Below are 16,431 nucleotides of genomic sequence, written 5' to 3' on the forward strand. Positions count from 1 at the left end.
TAGTCAAATAATTTTCTATAAGTTTTGAGATAAAAAATGTATGATTTAAGAAAAAAGAATTAAAGCATATTTATTCATTTTATTATACTATTTATCGAACTTCCTAACAAACAGAAAACGGAAGCTTTAAGCAACTTTTCGCATAAGAAAAAAGCTCAGGCAATGCCTGGGCTTATCAAGGGGTCTTATTAAAAAGGGGGTCAATTTCATTTGTCTTAATCATACATGATTAATGTTTCACAATGATTACAGGAAAATTAAATCAAAATTACTTTTACAAAGGCTCTTTTCTTACACTTTGCTCTTACTATAATCGTAAATCTCATGTAATTGCTCGTTTAGTTTTAGAACGGGTAATCTTTTTAAGAAAAGATGCCCCGAAGCTATATCTTATTAGAAGTTTAATCAAAGTACGAAAAGAACAATTTATTCGCAAACACCATTTTTGAAATATCTCTGTAAATGACTAAGGGATTGACCCTAATTATTTTACCTTTTCTTTTAATTCCTCAATATAATGTTGTGCACTTTGTGCCGCAATACTTCCGTCTCCCGTAGCAGTTACAATTTGACGAAGGGTCTTTTCACGAACATCCCCAGCGGCATAAATACCTGGTATTTTCGTTTCCATTTCTTCATTCGTTTCGATATAGCCTGATTCACTTACGATACCAAGGCTTTGGAATGGTTTTGTTAAAGGGACTAATCCAATATAAATAAACACGCCATCCGCTTCAAATTCTGTTTCTTTGCCATCCTCTGTTGAAACAAGGGTAACAGAGCCTACCTTACCATCTTTTTCATTGATTTCCTTCACTGTATGATTCCAAATAAAATCAACTTTTTCATTTGCGAATGCCCGGTCTTGTAGAATTTTTTGCGCTCTTAATTCAGAACGACGATGAACAATCGTTACCTTGTCAGCAAAGCGTGTCAAATATACACCCTCTTCTACTGCAGAGTCTCCTCCACCGACAACAACTAAATTCTTGCTCTTAAAGAATGCGCCATCACAAACTGCACAATAGGAAACTCCTCGTCCACCTAATTCTTTTTCACCTGGAACACCTATTTTCTTATACTCTGCACCTGTTGCAATAATAATCGCTCGTGCTTTGAATTCCTTTGAGCCTGCTTTAAGTGTTTTATACTCATCCCCATCGATGATTTCTTTTATGTCACCATAAGCATATTCTGCACCAAATTTCTTAGCATGCTCAAACATTTTATTTGAAAGCTCAGGTCCTAAAATGCTTTCATAACCTGGGTAATTTTCGACATCTTCTGTATTTGCCATTTGTCCACCAGGAACACCACGCTCAATCATTAAAGTAGATAAATTTGCACGTGAAGCATAAACAGCAGCTGTCATACCAGCAGGGCCAGCACCAATTATGATAAGATCATAAATTTTTTCATCCATATCTCAACACTCCTTACGGTTGAAATTTGAAGTGGCAATTTCAATAGGTGAAATTACACTTTAAATTTCACTCACACCCATTATTCTATATCTTTACATGAATTCTTGTATTATCATTCCCGAAATGGACAATGTTTAATGATAGAAGAAAAGATGTGCCGATTGACACATGCTTCATGAAACAAATCTTCGGAAATCATTACTCTTATCTTAAAAGAATGTTCTTCATACGTCCAAATATATGCCTACTGATAATATTGGTTAATTAACTTCACATATTTTTGCAATGTTGAAGGTGAAATATTATATGATTTGGCAATCTCTGCTTGTGATTTCTTTTCTTCATTAAGCTTGCTCCACATATAGTCTACTGCAGCAGCATAAGCCTGTTGGTTTGTAAATATGGCCCCTTCTTTTAATCCATTAATAAAAATAGCAAACCACATATGAAATAAACCAGTTGTTTTTGGATAAATGGGCTGATGATTTTTATATAGCAATGAAGCGATACCATGTCCCATTCCAATCATACCTTCGGGGTCAAATTGTTCTTTCATTCCTGCATCCAATACGTTTGCCAAGTATATTTTTTCCGTTATCGTAAAATCATCTAAGCTTTTAAATTCAGAATGAGAGATGATTTCTTGCCTTTTATTTGAGATGGAAATCAGAAATATTCCAAAAAGACGTTCCTCTAAGTAATCACTTTTTAATTTACTTAGTATGGTTGAAACATGATTTTCGAAGCCAGCCTCATTCAATTGTTCGTTATTATTCCAAGGCTCCGAACCTTCTTTTTCAGGACTTATTTCCAATAATTGCTTCCAGGCTGTTTTAGATGTTTGCTCATGTCCAGTTGAATATGCAACATGTGAAAGCCAATAATAGAAGCTCGCATCTCCATCAAAACCTTGTTTTTTTAGTTTATTCAACCAATAAAAGGCTTTTGCGTGATTTCCAAGCAATGCAAAAGTAGCGCCTAATTTATATTGATGTTCAATAAGAATCGGTTGGATTTTTTCTAGTCCGTCCAATAATTCTTGCAACTCTACATCACGGTGCTGATGATACAAAAATACAGCTAAATTGCAAAGAGCGTGAAGGTTTCCCGGATTTTTTTCTAAAAGCTCTTTCAACACATTTGCAGCTTTCTCCATTTCCCCTAAATAAAAATAACCGAGAGCTAGATTATTATAGGCTGACCAAAAATCAGGGTATTTTTCAATTATTTCTTTTAAATTTTTGATAGCCATTTGAAAATTCCCAGATTCGAGAAGCTGTCTTGCCTTTTCTTGTTTCACGATGAGTTCATCCTGCATATACAAGGAATCTTCTAAATCTGTTTCTTCCGTATTGATGACGTAAATTAAATCTTCGGCTTCCTCCGCAAATTCACCGTATGGGTCAATTTCTAAATACTTGTTCGCATGTTTATATGCTTCATAAAAAAGCCCAAGCTCTGCATAGTTATTTGCTAGAAAATAGTGGCATTCTGTCATGCTCGGATCTAATTCATCCAAAATATTTGTAAAAAGCTCATTAGATTGCTGAAATTCATCTAATTCCATACAGACTAAGCCAAGCTGACAAGTAATCAATGGTTCATAAGGTTCAAGTTGCATGGCACGCTGCAAGTACTTCTTCGCTTTTTTTAAATCATGTCTATGATAGGCATTTATTCCTTTATTAAAATAATATTCACCTGTTGGTATAAAAGACAGGACAACCCCTTGCTCCTGTCTAACATTTACGTCTTTTGCCATTAAGGTCCCTCTCAAATCTTACAAAGTTAACGATGGCTCTTTTCGTAAACTTTGTTGTGTTTTAATACTACATGAATCATTTGATAAGAAAAGTTGCCTCGTGTACGAACAAGGCATTTATCAAAAAAACAACAAAATATGCGAAAACAACCATAACTACTGTAGTATAACATATATAAGTATCAGGATTAACTCCTAATTTAAGGTACCCGTCACCAGGTACCTATTATTTTTCCTTTATTCCATATATCGGATCTGATGCCCATCTTTCTTGTAATTGCTCCTTCGTGTAAATGACTCTCATAGGATTTCCACCGACAAATGCGCCTGCTGGAACGTCTTTATGGACAAGAGTCCCTGCTGAAATGATAGCACCATCTCCTATAGTCACCCCAGGCAAAATGGTTGTATTAGCACCAATCATTACCTCACTACCAATTTCTACATTTCCGAGTCTATATTCTTTAATTAAGTATTCATGAGCAAGAATAGTCGTATTATAGCCAATGACCGTGTTTTGACCTACTGAGATTTTTTCTGGGAACATTACATCAAGCATGACCATTAATGCAAAGGATGTTTGATTACCAATTTCCATGTTTAAAAAGACACGATACAACCAATTTTTCATTCCAAGAAATGGAGTATATCTTGCCAATTGGATAACCAAAAAGTTTTTTACTACCTTCCAAAACGGGACGGTTTTATACACATGCCATAAAGAGTTTGCACTCGAAACCGGGAAACGCTCTGTTCTTCTCATTCATTTCTTGCCCCGACGATTTTCAGAAGATCACGCATATTATCAAGAATGAAATCAGGTTCATATTTTTCTATATAGGCACGCCCTTTTGCTGACCATGAGACACCAGCAGATAAAGTTCCTGCATTTTTCGCTCCTAATATATCATGGTAATTATCTCCTACCATGATAGCTTCCTGCGGAGTAGATCCAAGATGTTGTAATGCTTTTTCAATTGGTTCAGGGTCTGGCTTCACATTCTGAACATCATCAATGGCAACAATTACTTCAAAAAATGAATCTAAATTCGTCAGCTTAAGTCCTTTTTTCACGGTAGCAGACATTTTAGTTGAAACAATCGCAAGCTTATATCCATTTTCCTTTAAGGTTTTTACTGTTTCATATACACCATCGAACTCTTTTACAAGAAGATCGTGATGCGCTAAATTATGTGTGCGATATCTTTTAATCATTTCATCTATCCGCTCGGGATCAATGGAGGACATGGTTTCCTTTAATGATGGTCCTATGAATGGCAATACATCTTCTCTAGTGTACTTTCCTGGATAGTAATGATTTAACGTATGTAAGAAAGAAGCGATAATTAATTCATTCGTGTCAATTAATGTTCCGTCTAAATCAAATAGTACGGTCGTAATTTGTTTTTGCATATTTGCTACCCTTTCTGCTGCTTGATATATTTTTTTATTATAAGGTGTTTCGTATAAATTGTTAAAATCCAAAAGCCGTTTTTAACTTGTTGCTTTTCGTTAGTTTCTGGGCATCTTTTCTTAATAGATTAACCATTCTGAAGTTGAATGTAAAAATTTATGAGGTTTGTGAAAACAAAAACATCAAAGTTTAAGATAAGAGCCTATTGTAATGATAAAGCTTTTTAAAACAAATGAAAAGAAACTGGCGGTTACCAGTTTCTTATTTTAACCCTCAAGAGTTGTCGAGGTCTTATTTGAGAACTTCTTGCGGTTCCATATCAAGCCGATAATTAACGTTAAGATAAAGGCTGTAACAAGTCTAACGAGTAAAAGATAAAGGACAGGAATCCCTAGAGGAACAAAGATTAGGGTATCTTCGACAACTGCATGACAGCCGCAAAGAAAAATAAATGCTAGCGTAGCATCTTTCATACTAACACCATCTTCTTTTACCGCTTGTATCATAACCCCAGCGCCATATGCTAAGCCGAAGAATAAACCTGCTGCAAGCGTTGTAGACGTATTTTCTTTCATCCCTAAAAGCCGTGTAATAGGAGCCATCCAACGTGAAAAGATTTTCAACAAATGTAAATCCTTCAAAATTTGAATACCAATCATCAAAGGGATGACAATTTTGGCAAGCTGATACACGCCGAGTGCGGCTTTTTCAATTCCATTCCAAATAATCGGCCAAACACCGGATATTTTATCTTGAACAGGTGCTATCATTCCATAATGGGCTGGAGTATGCCCACCATGCCAGCATACATTAATGAGGATAGCGGAAAGTATGGCTAAGCCAACCCGAACGAGAATCATTACCCATATTTTCACACCTACTTTGACAGCGACACTTGATTCAATAAAAAGATTATGGGCAAAGCTCAGCATGACAGCGATAATGAATACTTCTTTAACTGTCAAATCAACAGACAATATACCTGCAATACCTGCATACAAATTCAAAAAATTCCCTAGTACAATTGGGATGGCTGCATCACCAGATAAACCAATTAGCTTCATCAAAGGCGTAATTACTTTAATAATCCAAGGTAAAATCGGTGTGAATTGTAATATAGTAATGACTAATGTAATTGGAAAAATCACTTTTCCTAGTGTCCAAGTTGTTTTAAGCCCCGATAAGATGCCTGTTTTTAGCGTTTGTAGCATTTTCCATATCTCCCTAAAATACTTAAACCTATTAATCGGATATTTCCCGATATTGTATGGCAGAATAGCCTGCTTTTCTTCTGAAAATCCATAAAATGATACCTACCACAATTAATACAATCGAAATCATCTGTGCCATCCGTAAATTACTTGTTAACATTAAACTATCTGTTCTCATGCCTTCAATAAAGAATCTTCCAATGGAATACCAGATTATATAGCTTAAGAACATTTCCCCTCTTCGTAAATTTACTTTTCTCAATACAATAAGAATGATGAAACCAACAAGATCCCACATAGATTCATATAAAAAAGTAGGGTGATAATAATGTCCATTGATATACATTTGATTAATAATAAAATCAGGTAAATGTAAGTGCTCCAAGAATGTACGACTTACTTCTTTTCCATGAGCTTCTTGATTCATAAAATTACCCCAGCGACCGATTGCTTGACCTAGAATAATGCTAGGAGCACATATGTCTGCCAGCTTCCAGAAGGACACATTTTTTGCTTTTGAAAAAATAATTGCCGTTAGCACTGCACCGATTAAACCACCATGAATAGCGATCCCGCCATTCCAAATCTTGATAATATCTCCTGGATGGGTAGAATAATAGCCCCACTCAAAAATAACATAATAGATTCGGGCACATATAATCGAGATAGGTATTGCCCATATCATTAAATCAGCAAATAGATCCTTATCAACCCCTAGTTTTTCCCCTTCGCGAATAGCTATGAATAAACCAAGGGCAATACCACACCCTATAATAATTCCATACCAATGAACTTCAAAAGAACCTAAATGCAAAGCAATCGGATTCAGTGGTTTTATAGTATCCATATTCATTACTCCTTTATCTAGACATCATAAATAATAATGAGCAGCATTTATATTAATAGGAGAATTTACTTCTCGTCGTTTTCTCCATCTTCAATTACATCTGCTAGTCGTTCTGTAAATTGTTGTGCTGCGTTTACCCCCATTTTTTTCAGACGATAATTCATCGCTGCAACTTCAATAATAATGGCTAAGTTTCTGCCTGGGCGAACAGGGATCGTAAGCTTTGGTATTTCTGTATCAATAATTTTTATCTTTTCCTCGTCCAGCCCAAGCCGGTCATATTGTTTCATTTGATCCCAAAGCTCCAAGTTAACAACCATCGTGATTCGTTTATGACTCCGAACCGCCCCAGCTCCGAATAGCGTCATTACATTTATAATTCCGAGTCCGCGAATCTCAAGTAAATGTTCAATTAAGTCTGGTGCATTCCCCACAAGTGAATCGGTATCTTCTTGGCGAATCTCTACACAATCATCCGCCACTAGGCGATGTCCCCTTTTCACTAATTCCAGTGCAGCTTCACTTTTACCTACACCGCTTTTCCCTGTAATTAAAACCCCTACTCCATAAATATCAACGAGCACGCCATGGACCGCAGTTGTTGGAGCTAATTTAAATTCTAAATAATTCGTTAAGTGACTTGAAAACCTTGTTGTTTTCATATTTGTGCGCATAACTGGAACAGAATGCTCGTTTGATGCTTCGATTAATTCTTCCGGTATTTCTAATCCTCTCGAAATAATAATACCAGGTGTTAAATCACTACATAGCTGTTCCATTCGATTTATTCTTTCTTCTTTATCTAAGCGCTCACTAAAGGTAATCTCAGTCATTCCTAGCAGCTGAATCCTGTCAGCAGGATAATAGTTAAAAAAACCTGATAGCTCTAGGCCTGGACGTGAAATATCGCTTGTCGTAATCGGACGATGGATTCCTTCTTCCCCACTAATCAATTCTAAATTAAACTTTTTTATTATATCCTCCACACGAACCTTTGCCAATGTTCTTTCCTCCTTGCATTAAGTCTGCAGCAGGTCTTCTTATAATCATGTAGACAAGCAATAAGCAAATTTTCTTTCAAGTTAATAGTAAAAGCTTTCTTTATTGTAGCATTACAAGGTAGAAGAAGACTACCCTTTAAAGGTTGCAAACGAGTAAACGTATTTCTTATGTACGGCATAGGCGTTGAAGCTAGAAGTAGACAATTTGTAAAAAAATTATCCATTGGGTTAAATTTTATAATTTCCCTAACAACAAAAAGGACCGTCCATGACTAGTCCCTTTTGTTTTTCTTTAATATTGTATTTTGGAGGATTATATTTGCAATGGACATTATAACTGCCATCAGGAATGCCATTCCAAAGCTGTGAATTTCAAAGCTGGCTCCCATTATCTTATCAGTTAACATTAATGTAATGGCATTAATGACTATTAAGAATATCCCTAATGTCAAAATAGTAATCGGTAAAGTTAATATGATTAGGATAGGACGGACCAAAACATTTAATATTGATAAGATAAAGCTGGCGCCAAGAGCTGCTCCAAAACTAGAAACTTCAAAACCTGGAAAAAAACCAGCTATTGCAACAAATATTACTGCATTGATAAATATACTAATTAACCATCTCATTAATAATAATACCTCTTTCTAAGTAGGTAACTTTTAGTAAACAACCTCTTTTTTCTCGGATTTTTTAATATTAACAGATCCTGTTTTTGTATCGGCAAACACTCTGGTGATTCCCTCTTTTTCACCAGCTTTTTTGAAATTTATTTGCTTTTGAGCAATTTCTTTCTTTTCTACAATTGTTTCCACATTATCAAGCTCAATTTTAATATTACCAAAATTGGATTTACATTCTCCTTCTACACCTGTTCCATCAGGAAGGAAAAGATGAATATTGCCCGTTACAGCTTTTACATGAATGGTATCTGACTGATTTTCTATTGTGCAGTTAACATTTCCATTAAATGATTGTAAATCAACTGTGTCATAGGATCCCACAACATCTATTTGACCATTCATTGTTTCAGCAGCAAGTTTCTTTGCTTTTCCGTTTTGAATCAAAATTTTTCCATTTGCTGTTTCCGCTTCTAATTTTTCGGTATTCATTTCATGTAAAGTGATTTTTCCGTTTGCAGTCTTTGTTTTAAAATCTTGAACGTTCATTTTTTCTGCACTAATTTTTCCATTGAATGTGCGAATGACCGCTTTTTCATAGGAGTCCCTTGGAACAAATATAATCGTATCTACTTTCATCCATTTAGATTGTGTAGAGAAACGTAAGCGTTTATTTTCGACGGAAAAATAACTGTTTTCAATAAAAAAACTTCGGGCATCTTCGCGCCCGTCTTTTCGATACACTTTAGCTTGGCACTCGATACGTATATCCGGTTGATCCCAGGGTTTTATTTCAACATGACCGTTAGCTACATCGATATCAATATGAGTAAAATCCGCCTCGGCCTGTTGAAAAACATGGGGAAATTCAACCGACTGGTTAAAATTAAATTCAAACTCTTTAATTTTTTTTACTGCAGAATTAACGAAGTCCATAATTTTATCACGAGCTCCAGAGAATTGGAAAGTTTCCTCCTCCTCTTCTTCGTCATTATCTTTATGTTCTTGATCTTTCGTAGCCGAATCGATTTCATGCTTTATATCTTCTGCTGGCTTCACTTTATCTTTACTTTCATTCCCTAATGCTTCTAAAAGAGTTAGAGCCTCCTCCGTTGAAAGCTTTCCTTCCTTTACCATTTCTAAAATACGTTTTCTTTCCATTTTCATCTTTTGCTCCTCCTTTATTTTAAAAATGTATATGCTAAAGATGGATTCATAAATTGTTTAATATTGCTTATTTATATTCTCGCATACCCTCACATTTTCTTCCTCCGTCTTAGGATGGAATTATTCTAGTCATAATATTTATTTTGATAAAGGACTAGCGGCCGACCTGAAAAGCAACATTCTATACGAAAACAGCCTAAAAAAAGACGAATCACTGATATGTAATAGTGATTCGTCTTTTTTACGCTTCCGAAAGTTCGTAGAGACTGCTTCTTTTTTTCATAACTTTTTCCCGATAGTTTTTTCTTTCTGTATCGGACATTTTTTTAAAATCTTTTAGAAACTTTTCGTATTTTGGTACAACATCCTCAATCGTTCCAAAAGCTTTGACTTCCCCATATTCAATCCACAATGCTTTATCACAAAAACTCTTGATTTGTTTAATGGAGTGGCTGATAAAGAAAATGGTTTTCCCCTTTTCTTTAAATTCATTCATTTTTTCTTCACATTTATCTGCAAAAATTTTATCTCCAACCGATAATGCTTCGTCAATTATTAATACATCTGGGTTAATGTTGATTGAAATGGCAAAACCGAGACGGGATTTCATTCCACTTGAATAATTTTTGACAGGCTGGTCAATGAATTTTCCAAGTTCTGCGAATTCTATAATTTCAGGTTCTAATTCTTTAATTTGTTTCTTATTAAAGCCAAGCATTAAACATTTTAATTCAATGTTCTCTCTACCTGTTAATTGGCTATCTAACCCGGAATTAATAGCAATTAATGCTACTTCTCCTTTAATCTCAATACTTCCTCTTGTAGGAGGAATAATTCCAGAAATAATATTGGACAAGGTTGATTTCCCTGAGCCGTTAACTCCTAGTATTCCAATAACATCGCCCTCTTCAGCTTCAAAGCTTATATTTCTAAGGGCATAGAAATCCTCACCATAACCGTTCGGCAAAAGAATATCTAACACTTTATCAGATGTGCGTTTATACATTTTATACTTCTTGGCCACATTATGGAGGATAACCGTTTTTTCCATATTTCTCACATCCGTATTATAAAAAGTCTACAAATCGGTTTCTAAATTTAACATGTAATACAGCACCAATTGAAAATAATACAGCAACTACCGCCCAAAAATATAGAGTGTAATGCCATTCGCTTATAAGATACCATCTTTTACCAAGTAATGAATTTCTGTACCCTTCAATAACATAAAAGATAGGATTAATCTTTAGCACACTAGTTGTTAAATTTCCTAAACTGTGTGAAGATGGTGCCCACAGGACCGGTGCTAAATAAATCATCATACGCATAACTGCTTGGACAATCATCTGTACGTCCCTTACAATCGTTGCAAGTGTAGAGGTGATTAAAGATATCGAAAAAGTAAGAGCAATTGCTGCAAACATATAATAAGGCAATTCTACATAATGAATAGATATAGGATATCCATAAAACCAAAGCAATATAATAATAACAACCAATAACATTAAATGCTGATAGAATTTTGCGATAATAACATATGATGTTATTACACTTAATGGAAAACTCATTTTAGCAACCATTTTTATACGTGAAAAAATCGATCTTGTTCCTTGCAAAATAGCTGGATTAATAAAATACCACGCAACAAACCCGGAAATTAACCAAGGAAAATATTCTACACCCCATTCACCTTTTCTCCCTATTGCATGACCAAAAACAAACCAATACACCGTAATTTGGATCATCGGATTGATTACTTCCCACATAATCCCTAAGTAATGATTTTTATTGTTACTTTTCACTTCATATGCAGATAATCTGCTAATAAGGTAAAAACTTGAAATTTGTTCCTTGATAACAGTAAAAATAGATCTCATGTAATTGTCCTTCCTACAAACAAAAGCAACTTATATGAAGATTGTTATAAAATTCTCAGTTCAGGTTAAAATGTAGTGAGATAACAATCTTTATATGTAAGATGCATTTATGAAAATTAAGGATATTATGTTTAGAAGAAATTTAAGAGGGCAATCTCCACCCCCCTAATTAACCATAATATTAATAACTAGCCATTCTTTATATTAATTAAATCTTTTTTTATCTTTGTTGTAGATATCCCCATTGTTCTTGGCAAATACACTACTTCGCAATATTCCTTTAAAAAGTCAAAACGACCTTTCCAATCGTCACCCATCACAAAAATGTCCACATCATGGTCGATAACATCGGACACCTTCTGTTCCCAGTCGTTTTCTGGAATTACTTCATCCACATAACGAATAGATTCCAAAATGAACTTTCGGTTTTCGTAGCTGTGATAGGATTTTTTATCTTTCAATTTATTAAATTCATCTGTAGATAACGCAACAATTAAATAGTCACCAAGTTCTTTTGCTCGTTTTAAAATGTTGATATGTCCCCAATGAAGTAGATCAAAGGTTCCATATGTAATTACTTTTTTCATTTCAACCTCTCCTCTTGGTTTGACGGCAAAGAGAAATTCATTTTAATTAGTTTGCAACTTAGACAAAACCATCCTATATATTATAAACGAATTTCAAGTACTTTCAAATACATATTATGACAGAATTTATTCCGTCCGATGTGATTATTATAAATTCATTTCCGTTTTACCCACTAGTAATTGTTTAAATTTATTTTATTATCTTTTGTGTTAAACATACTCTTCTCAAACTTTTACTTTGTTATTACCATTTTTACAGCTTTTTCTGTTTCGACATTTTGTAAATAATTTACTAAGTTTTCACTTGAATTTCCATTTGAATATTCATTCCAGTTTTGTGCAAATTGCTTAATCAACTCAAAATCAAATGAATTTGTTTTTACTTGGTTAATAATATCGCTTGTTTGATAAGCAACTGGCCCAGGAATGGTTTCTTTATATTTGTACCAGAGACCTCGCTCCTGTTCGTATTCCAGTAAATCATAAGCATAAAAAATGATTGGTCTATTTAAGATTGCATATTCGAATGGTATAGAAGAATAGTCTGTAATTAAAATATCCGTTATTAATAATAATTCATTTACATCCTTGTAGGAAGAATAATCATAAATAAATCCTTTATAGGATGCATCAATGTCCAAATGGTTTTTTACCGCAGGGTGAAGGCGAAGAATAAGAACATATTCCTCACCTAGTTCTTTATACAATAAATTAAGATCTATATTTAAATCAAAAGAATGAAGCTGTCCATCACGATAGGTAGGTGCATATAAAATAATCTTTTTATTTTTTAATTCTAGATTATTATCATGCAATTGTTGGATCACTTTCTGCTTTCTTTCTTCATCAAAGAAAAAATCCGTTCTCGGAACTCCACTTCTTAAAATGTTTTCCTCAGGAAGCTTAAATGCTTTTACAAATATTTCTGCCATACTTTCCGACCCTACTACCACTTTATGAAATCGTTTGTATACCTCAATAAACCTTTTCCGATCACCTTCACTCCTATTTGTGATCGTTCGATCCTCTAAACCAAATTTCTTGTAGGCTCCTACTGCATGCCAAACTTGAATGCATTCTACTTCTTTTTTAAAATCGACACATGATAAAAAAGCAAAGTAATTATCTACAATAACAAATTTAGATGTAGCCAGATAATAAATGGATTGTATAGTAGAAATAATATTAGCAGTTTCAAACTTTATCTTCCTAATATCCTTGTACTTGTCCATGTTTAAGCTACAGGAATTCTTATATAAAAATACAATTTCCGAATTTTCATTTCTTTTTCTTAATTCTTCATATATATAATCGCAATTATCCCCAAATGAAATAATAAAGGTGTACCGATTTTTTACCGGAAGTATATTAAAAATATTAAAAAACACTTTAAAACCAAATAAATATAACCATATAAAGAGGTCTTTACATTTTTTTTTCATAACAAAATCACCTTAATTTGCTTTTTATGTGTAAAAAATAGATTATTGGTCGATGTGCTTGACCAAGTGAAATTAGCTCCTCAAATTTCTACAAGCCTTAGATGTGCCGACTAAAAGCGAAGTGAAAGCAGCTAGGCCAACAAATACATACCTGATTATGAAGGAGAGCTCAGAATAATTTTATTTAATTAAATATTATTACACTTCTTTTAATAATTAAATAATTTTGTATAATTAAACATTGTAAAAAAAGAGCAATAATAAAACAAGGGAAGGAAGCCCTTCCCTTTTATTGTTAAAAAATACTTGGTGAAGCTATTTCTTATTAAACACTTCTTCGACTACTCTCTTAGAAGATTGTCCCGATTCTAAATAACAAAATTTATCATAGAAAGCTTGATAAGAAGGGGATAATGAGAATCCGTCTTTTTCAATCTGCTTTATTGAAGAGATGATTTCTTCTGTCGTTTTAAGCAATGGGCCTGGTGCCTGTTTTTCAAAATCAAAATAGAAGCCCCTTAAATTATCGCGATAGGAATCAATATCATATACAAAGAAAAGCATTGGTCGTTTTAAATTACCATAATCAAAAAATACGGAAGAGTAATCTGTAATCAAAATATCGGAAATTAAATATAATTCTCTAATATCCTCATGCTGAGAGTAATCATATGCAAAACCTTCATATGAGGAAATATCTAGGTTCTCAGATACAAGATAGTGCATTCTAAGAATAAGAATATATTCATTTCCAAGTCTCTCTTGCATATCGTTTATGTCTAGTTCCAAATCAAACTTATATTTTCCTTTTCCAGAAAATTGATTATCTCTCCAGGTTGGAGCATATAATATGATTTTTTTATCTAAAGGAATTCCGTATTTTTCTTTCAATTTACGAATAGATTCGGGATTGTTTGCCTGAAATAAGAAGTCATTTCTAGGGTATCCAGACTCAATTATTTTTTTTCCAAACATAAAGGCGCGTTCAAAAATCTCCGTAGAGTACGAGTTAGGAGAAATTAAATAATCCCATCTGCCAGCCTCAAAAATAAAATTTCGTTTATATTTCGTTGTTGTTGTTCCAGGCATATGAACTTCATCCATATCAGCTGCTAATTTTTTTAGTGGCGTCCCATGCCATGTTTGTAAATATACCGTATGCTTTGGTTTTGGAATCCATAATGGCAATCGACTGTTGACAACCCAATATTTCGCTCGAGCCATTTTAAATAACCAAGGAATAGAAAAACGTTTCAAATAATTTACATCTTTATTGATAAAATTACCAATGAATCGGTTATCAATCCCCCAATACATCTCATACTCAGGGTAATTTTCTTTAATGTATTCATAAATAGCACGTGGATTACAACTGTATTGCTTTCCAAGATAGCTTTCGAATATAATTAAGTTCTTTTTAGCTGGAAACATTCCAATAATTAGAAAAAGATTTTTGTATATTTCTTGTGTTATGGAACATTTTTTAATTTTATATAGAGCATTCTTTATCTTTCTTTTGACCTCTTGCTTCAAAATATACTCACGAGAAGATACAAATAGTATTCCTACTGATTTTGTCCGTGATAACCGGATTTTTTGTTTTCTATTTCCAAACTTAACAATGTTAGCCGATGGGGTAAAGTCGTCTTCTAATGCATTGAATTTTAATGAAAAGCTTTCCGCAATACTTTTTTCAAAATCGTTTAATACATATTCCATGGTAGCTGTCAAAGAAATATTTTCAAAATGCTCCTTCAATAAATCGTGTACATTAATTTCTACACGGAATCCGGATTGTTCAAAATCATATCCATGATGTCCGTAGGTTGCATTTAAATCTTTCCTATTAACATCTGTAACATTATAGCTTGCCTTGATCGTGTCATCTTTGTCTTTTAATACAAATTGTCTCTTTAATGCTAGTTCTCTGCCATCATAATCCGGATGATAACTATAGCCCTCTACAACCATAATTCCATCTTTGGAAAGAGTCGCTTTTTCTACTCTCGCAATAATCATTAATTCTTTAATCTTTATAGAAAGACTCCCTTTGTTAGTCGTATAAGGGATTAATAGTTTTTCTCTTTGCTTATCATAATAAAATAATAATTCTAACTCTTGAATACTGCTTCTAATCCGAAGTCGCTGAAATCCTTCTTCTATATCTTTGTTCTCAATTTGAATATATGCATCCCAATATAAACCATTATTTATTAAATCCGCAAAAATAGAGCTAGGCAATACTGATTTTAAAAACAATGTTTCACCATTGAAACCAACTTGTTCTAAGGAGAAAGAGATTTGCCTTTCAGAATGTCGCTCTACTAAAATGAATTCCTTAATAGAATCTGCTTTTTCATTAGGACTTAGATGATGGTGTAATTCTAATACTAAATTATCACCTTGATAACTTATTCTATGCAAAATACTCTTTTGTCCATTTTGAGTCACCATCTGGTGTTCTCCCTTCCTTTCAGCTTACCTAACAAAGAAGTCATTCATTTCTTCATCGTATATTTTTATTGTCATTTTAATCAAATAAACTTATTCATTTCTTAATAAAAACTTTAATTATTATATCATGTTTTCATTAGTCTGCTTAGGTTTGAAATAAAAAAGAAGAAGGATCGATTGATCCCTCTACTTCTTAACTATTTTTCACACTAAATAAATCTTTCTTTATCTTTGTAGTAGAAATGCCTACTGTTCGAGGTAGATAAATTACTTCACAATACTCTTTTAAAAAGTCAAAATGTCCTTTCCAATCATCACCCATTACAAAGACATCAATATTGTGGTCGATTACATCTTGTATTTTTTGATCCCAATTATTTTCTGGAATTACCTCGTCAACATATCTTATAGATTCTAATATCATTTTTCTATTCTCATAACTGTGATACGATTTCTTATTTTTTATTTCATTAAATTGATCAGATGATAAAGCTACTACTAGATAATCACCTAAATCTCTTGCTCTTTTTAATAGGTTTATATGTCCCCAATGTAATAAATCAAAAGTTCCATATGTTAGTATTTTTTTCACTGTAACAAACTCCTTATCAATATATTATTTTAT

15 protein-coding genes are annotated in these 16,431 nt (G+C 33.4%); all 15 read right to left on the minus strand.

Features of this window, described 5'->3' with window-relative positions:
- Positions 1-484: 484 nt before the first annotated feature.
- On the minus strand, positions 485-1,423 hold the full coding sequence (trxB, locus tag AC3WJF_RS02060) for a thioredoxin-disulfide reductase (protein WP_492449431.1): 939 nt from the start codon (positions 1,421-1,423) through the stop codon (positions 485-487).
- Positions 1,424-1,668: 245 nt separating this feature from the next.
- Complete coding sequence (locus AC3WJF_RS02065; protein WP_492449432.1) at positions 1,669-3,186, minus strand: tetratricopeptide repeat protein; 1,518 nt, start codon at positions 3,184-3,186, stop codon at positions 1,669-1,671.
- Positions 3,187-3,412: 226 nt separating this feature from the next.
- Positions 3,413-3,949 carry an acyltransferase gene (locus AC3WJF_RS02070; protein WP_492449433.1) on the minus strand — a complete coding sequence of 179 codons (537 nt, stop codon included), beginning with the start codon at positions 3,947-3,949 and terminating at the stop codon, positions 3,413-3,415.
- Positions 3,946-4,599 (minus strand): pyrophosphatase PpaX, encoded by a 654-nt coding sequence (ppaX, locus tag AC3WJF_RS02075; protein ID WP_492449434.1) that lies wholly within the window; start codon positions 4,597-4,599, stop codon positions 3,946-3,948. Before ppaX ends, AC3WJF_RS02070 begins: the two co-directional genes overlap by 4 nt.
- Positions 4,600-4,866: 267 nt before the next feature.
- Positions 4,867-5,811, minus strand: coding sequence for a nucleoside recognition domain-containing protein (locus tag AC3WJF_RS02080; RefSeq protein ID WP_492449435.1), 945 nt, complete (start codon positions 5,809-5,811; stop codon positions 4,867-4,869).
- Positions 5,812-5,842: 31 nt separating this feature from the next.
- Positions 5,843-6,658 (minus strand): prolipoprotein diacylglyceryl transferase, encoded by an 816-nt coding sequence (gene lgt, locus AC3WJF_RS02085; protein ID WP_492449436.1) that lies wholly within the window; start codon positions 6,656-6,658, stop codon positions 5,843-5,845.
- A 65-nt stretch (positions 6,659-6,723) separates the two neighbouring features.
- Positions 6,724-7,659, minus strand: coding sequence for an HPr(Ser) kinase/phosphatase (gene hprK, locus AC3WJF_RS02090; RefSeq protein WP_492449437.1), 936 nt, complete (start codon positions 7,657-7,659; stop codon positions 6,724-6,726).
- Positions 7,660-7,931: 272 nt separating this feature from the next.
- Positions 7,932-8,288 carry a phage holin family protein gene (locus AC3WJF_RS02095; protein ID WP_492449438.1) on the minus strand — a complete coding sequence of 119 codons (357 nt, stop codon included), beginning with the start codon at positions 8,286-8,288 and terminating at the stop codon, positions 7,932-7,934.
- Between the two features lie 33 nt (positions 8,289-8,321).
- On the minus strand, positions 8,322-9,446 hold the full coding sequence (locus AC3WJF_RS02100; RefSeq protein WP_492449439.1) for a DUF4097 family beta strand repeat-containing protein: 1,125 nt from the start codon (positions 9,444-9,446) through the stop codon (positions 8,322-8,324).
- A 241-nt stretch (positions 9,447-9,687) separates the two neighbouring features.
- The gene (gene tagH, locus AC3WJF_RS02105) at positions 9,688-10,497 is read right to left on the minus strand and encodes a teichoic acids export ABC transporter ATP-binding subunit TagH (protein WP_492449440.1); all 810 of its coding nucleotides are present in this window, start codon (positions 10,495-10,497) and stop codon (positions 9,688-9,690) included.
- Between the two features lie 16 nt (positions 10,498-10,513).
- Entirely contained in the window at positions 10,514-11,323 is an 810-nt protein-coding gene (locus tag AC3WJF_RS02110) for an ABC transporter permease (protein ID WP_492449441.1), read from the minus strand.
- A 188-nt stretch (positions 11,324-11,511) separates the two neighbouring features.
- A complete protein-coding gene (tagD, locus tag AC3WJF_RS02115) occupies positions 11,512-11,910 on the minus strand; it encodes a glycerol-3-phosphate cytidylyltransferase (RefSeq protein ID WP_492449442.1) in 399 nt (132 codons plus the stop codon).
- Positions 11,911-12,143: 233 nt separating this feature from the next.
- Complete coding sequence (locus AC3WJF_RS02120) at positions 12,144-13,352, minus strand: CDP-glycerol glycerophosphotransferase family protein (RefSeq protein WP_492449443.1); 1,209 nt, start codon at positions 13,350-13,352, stop codon at positions 12,144-12,146.
- Positions 13,353-13,667: 315 nt separating this feature from the next.
- Positions 13,668-15,806 carry a CDP-glycerol glycerophosphotransferase family protein gene (locus tag AC3WJF_RS02125; protein ID WP_492449444.1) on the minus strand — a complete coding sequence of 713 codons (2,139 nt, stop codon included), beginning with the start codon at positions 15,804-15,806 and terminating at the stop codon, positions 13,668-13,670.
- A gap of 193 nt (positions 15,807-15,999) precedes the next feature.
- A complete protein-coding gene (gene tagD, locus AC3WJF_RS02130; RefSeq protein WP_492449445.1) occupies positions 16,000-16,398 on the minus strand; it encodes a glycerol-3-phosphate cytidylyltransferase in 399 nt (132 codons plus the stop codon).
- Positions 16,399-16,431 lie beyond the last annotated feature (33 nt).

This window comes from Heyndrickxia sp. FW510-T9, assembly GCF_058781025.1.

Bases quoted from the DNA above. Each gene is read 5' to 3' on its own strand.
- AC3WJF_RS02095 (WP_492449438.1), bottom strand. From the start codon at position 8,288: ATGAGATGGTTAATTAGTATATTTATCAATGCAGTAATATTTGTTGCA.
- AC3WJF_RS02070 (WP_492449433.1), bottom strand. From the start codon at position 3,949: ATGAGAAGAACAGAGCGTTTCCCGGTTTCGAGTGCAAACTCTTTATGG.
- trxB (WP_492449431.1), bottom strand. From the start codon at position 1,423: ATGGATGAAAAAATTTATGATCTTATCATAATTGGTGCTGGCCCTGCT.
- AC3WJF_RS02080 (WP_492449435.1), bottom strand. From the start codon at position 5,811: ATGCTACAAACGCTAAAAACAGGCATCTTATCGGGGCTTAAAACAACT.
- AC3WJF_RS02120 (WP_492449443.1), bottom strand. From the start codon at position 13,352: ATGAAAAAAAAATGTAAAGACCTCTTTATATGGTTATATTTATTTGGT.
- lgt (WP_492449436.1), bottom strand. From the start codon at position 6,658: ATGGATACTATAAAACCACTGAATCCGATTGCTTTGCATTTAGGTTCT.
- AC3WJF_RS02065 (WP_492449432.1), bottom strand. From the start codon at position 3,186: ATGGCAAAAGACGTAAATGTTAGACAGGAGCAAGGGGTTGTCCTGTCT.
- tagH (WP_492449440.1), bottom strand. From the start codon at position 10,497: ATGGAAAAAACGGTTATCCTCCATAATGTGGCCAAGAAGTATAAAATG.
- ppaX (WP_492449434.1), bottom strand. From the start codon at position 4,599: ATGCAAAAACAAATTACGACCGTACTATTTGATTTAGACGGAACATTA.
- AC3WJF_RS02110 (WP_492449441.1), bottom strand. From the start codon at position 11,323: ATGAGATCTATTTTTACTGTTATCAAGGAACAAATTTCAAGTTTTTAC.
- tagD (WP_492449442.1), bottom strand. From the start codon at position 11,910: ATGAAAAAAGTAATTACATATGGAACCTTTGATCTACTTCATTGGGGA.
- AC3WJF_RS02125 (WP_492449444.1), bottom strand. From the start codon at position 15,806: ATGGTGACTCAAAATGGACAAAAGAGTATTTTGCATAGAATAAGTTAT.
- AC3WJF_RS02100 (WP_492449439.1), bottom strand. From the start codon at position 9,446: ATGAAAATGGAAAGAAAACGTATTTTAGAAATGGTAAAGGAAGGAAAG.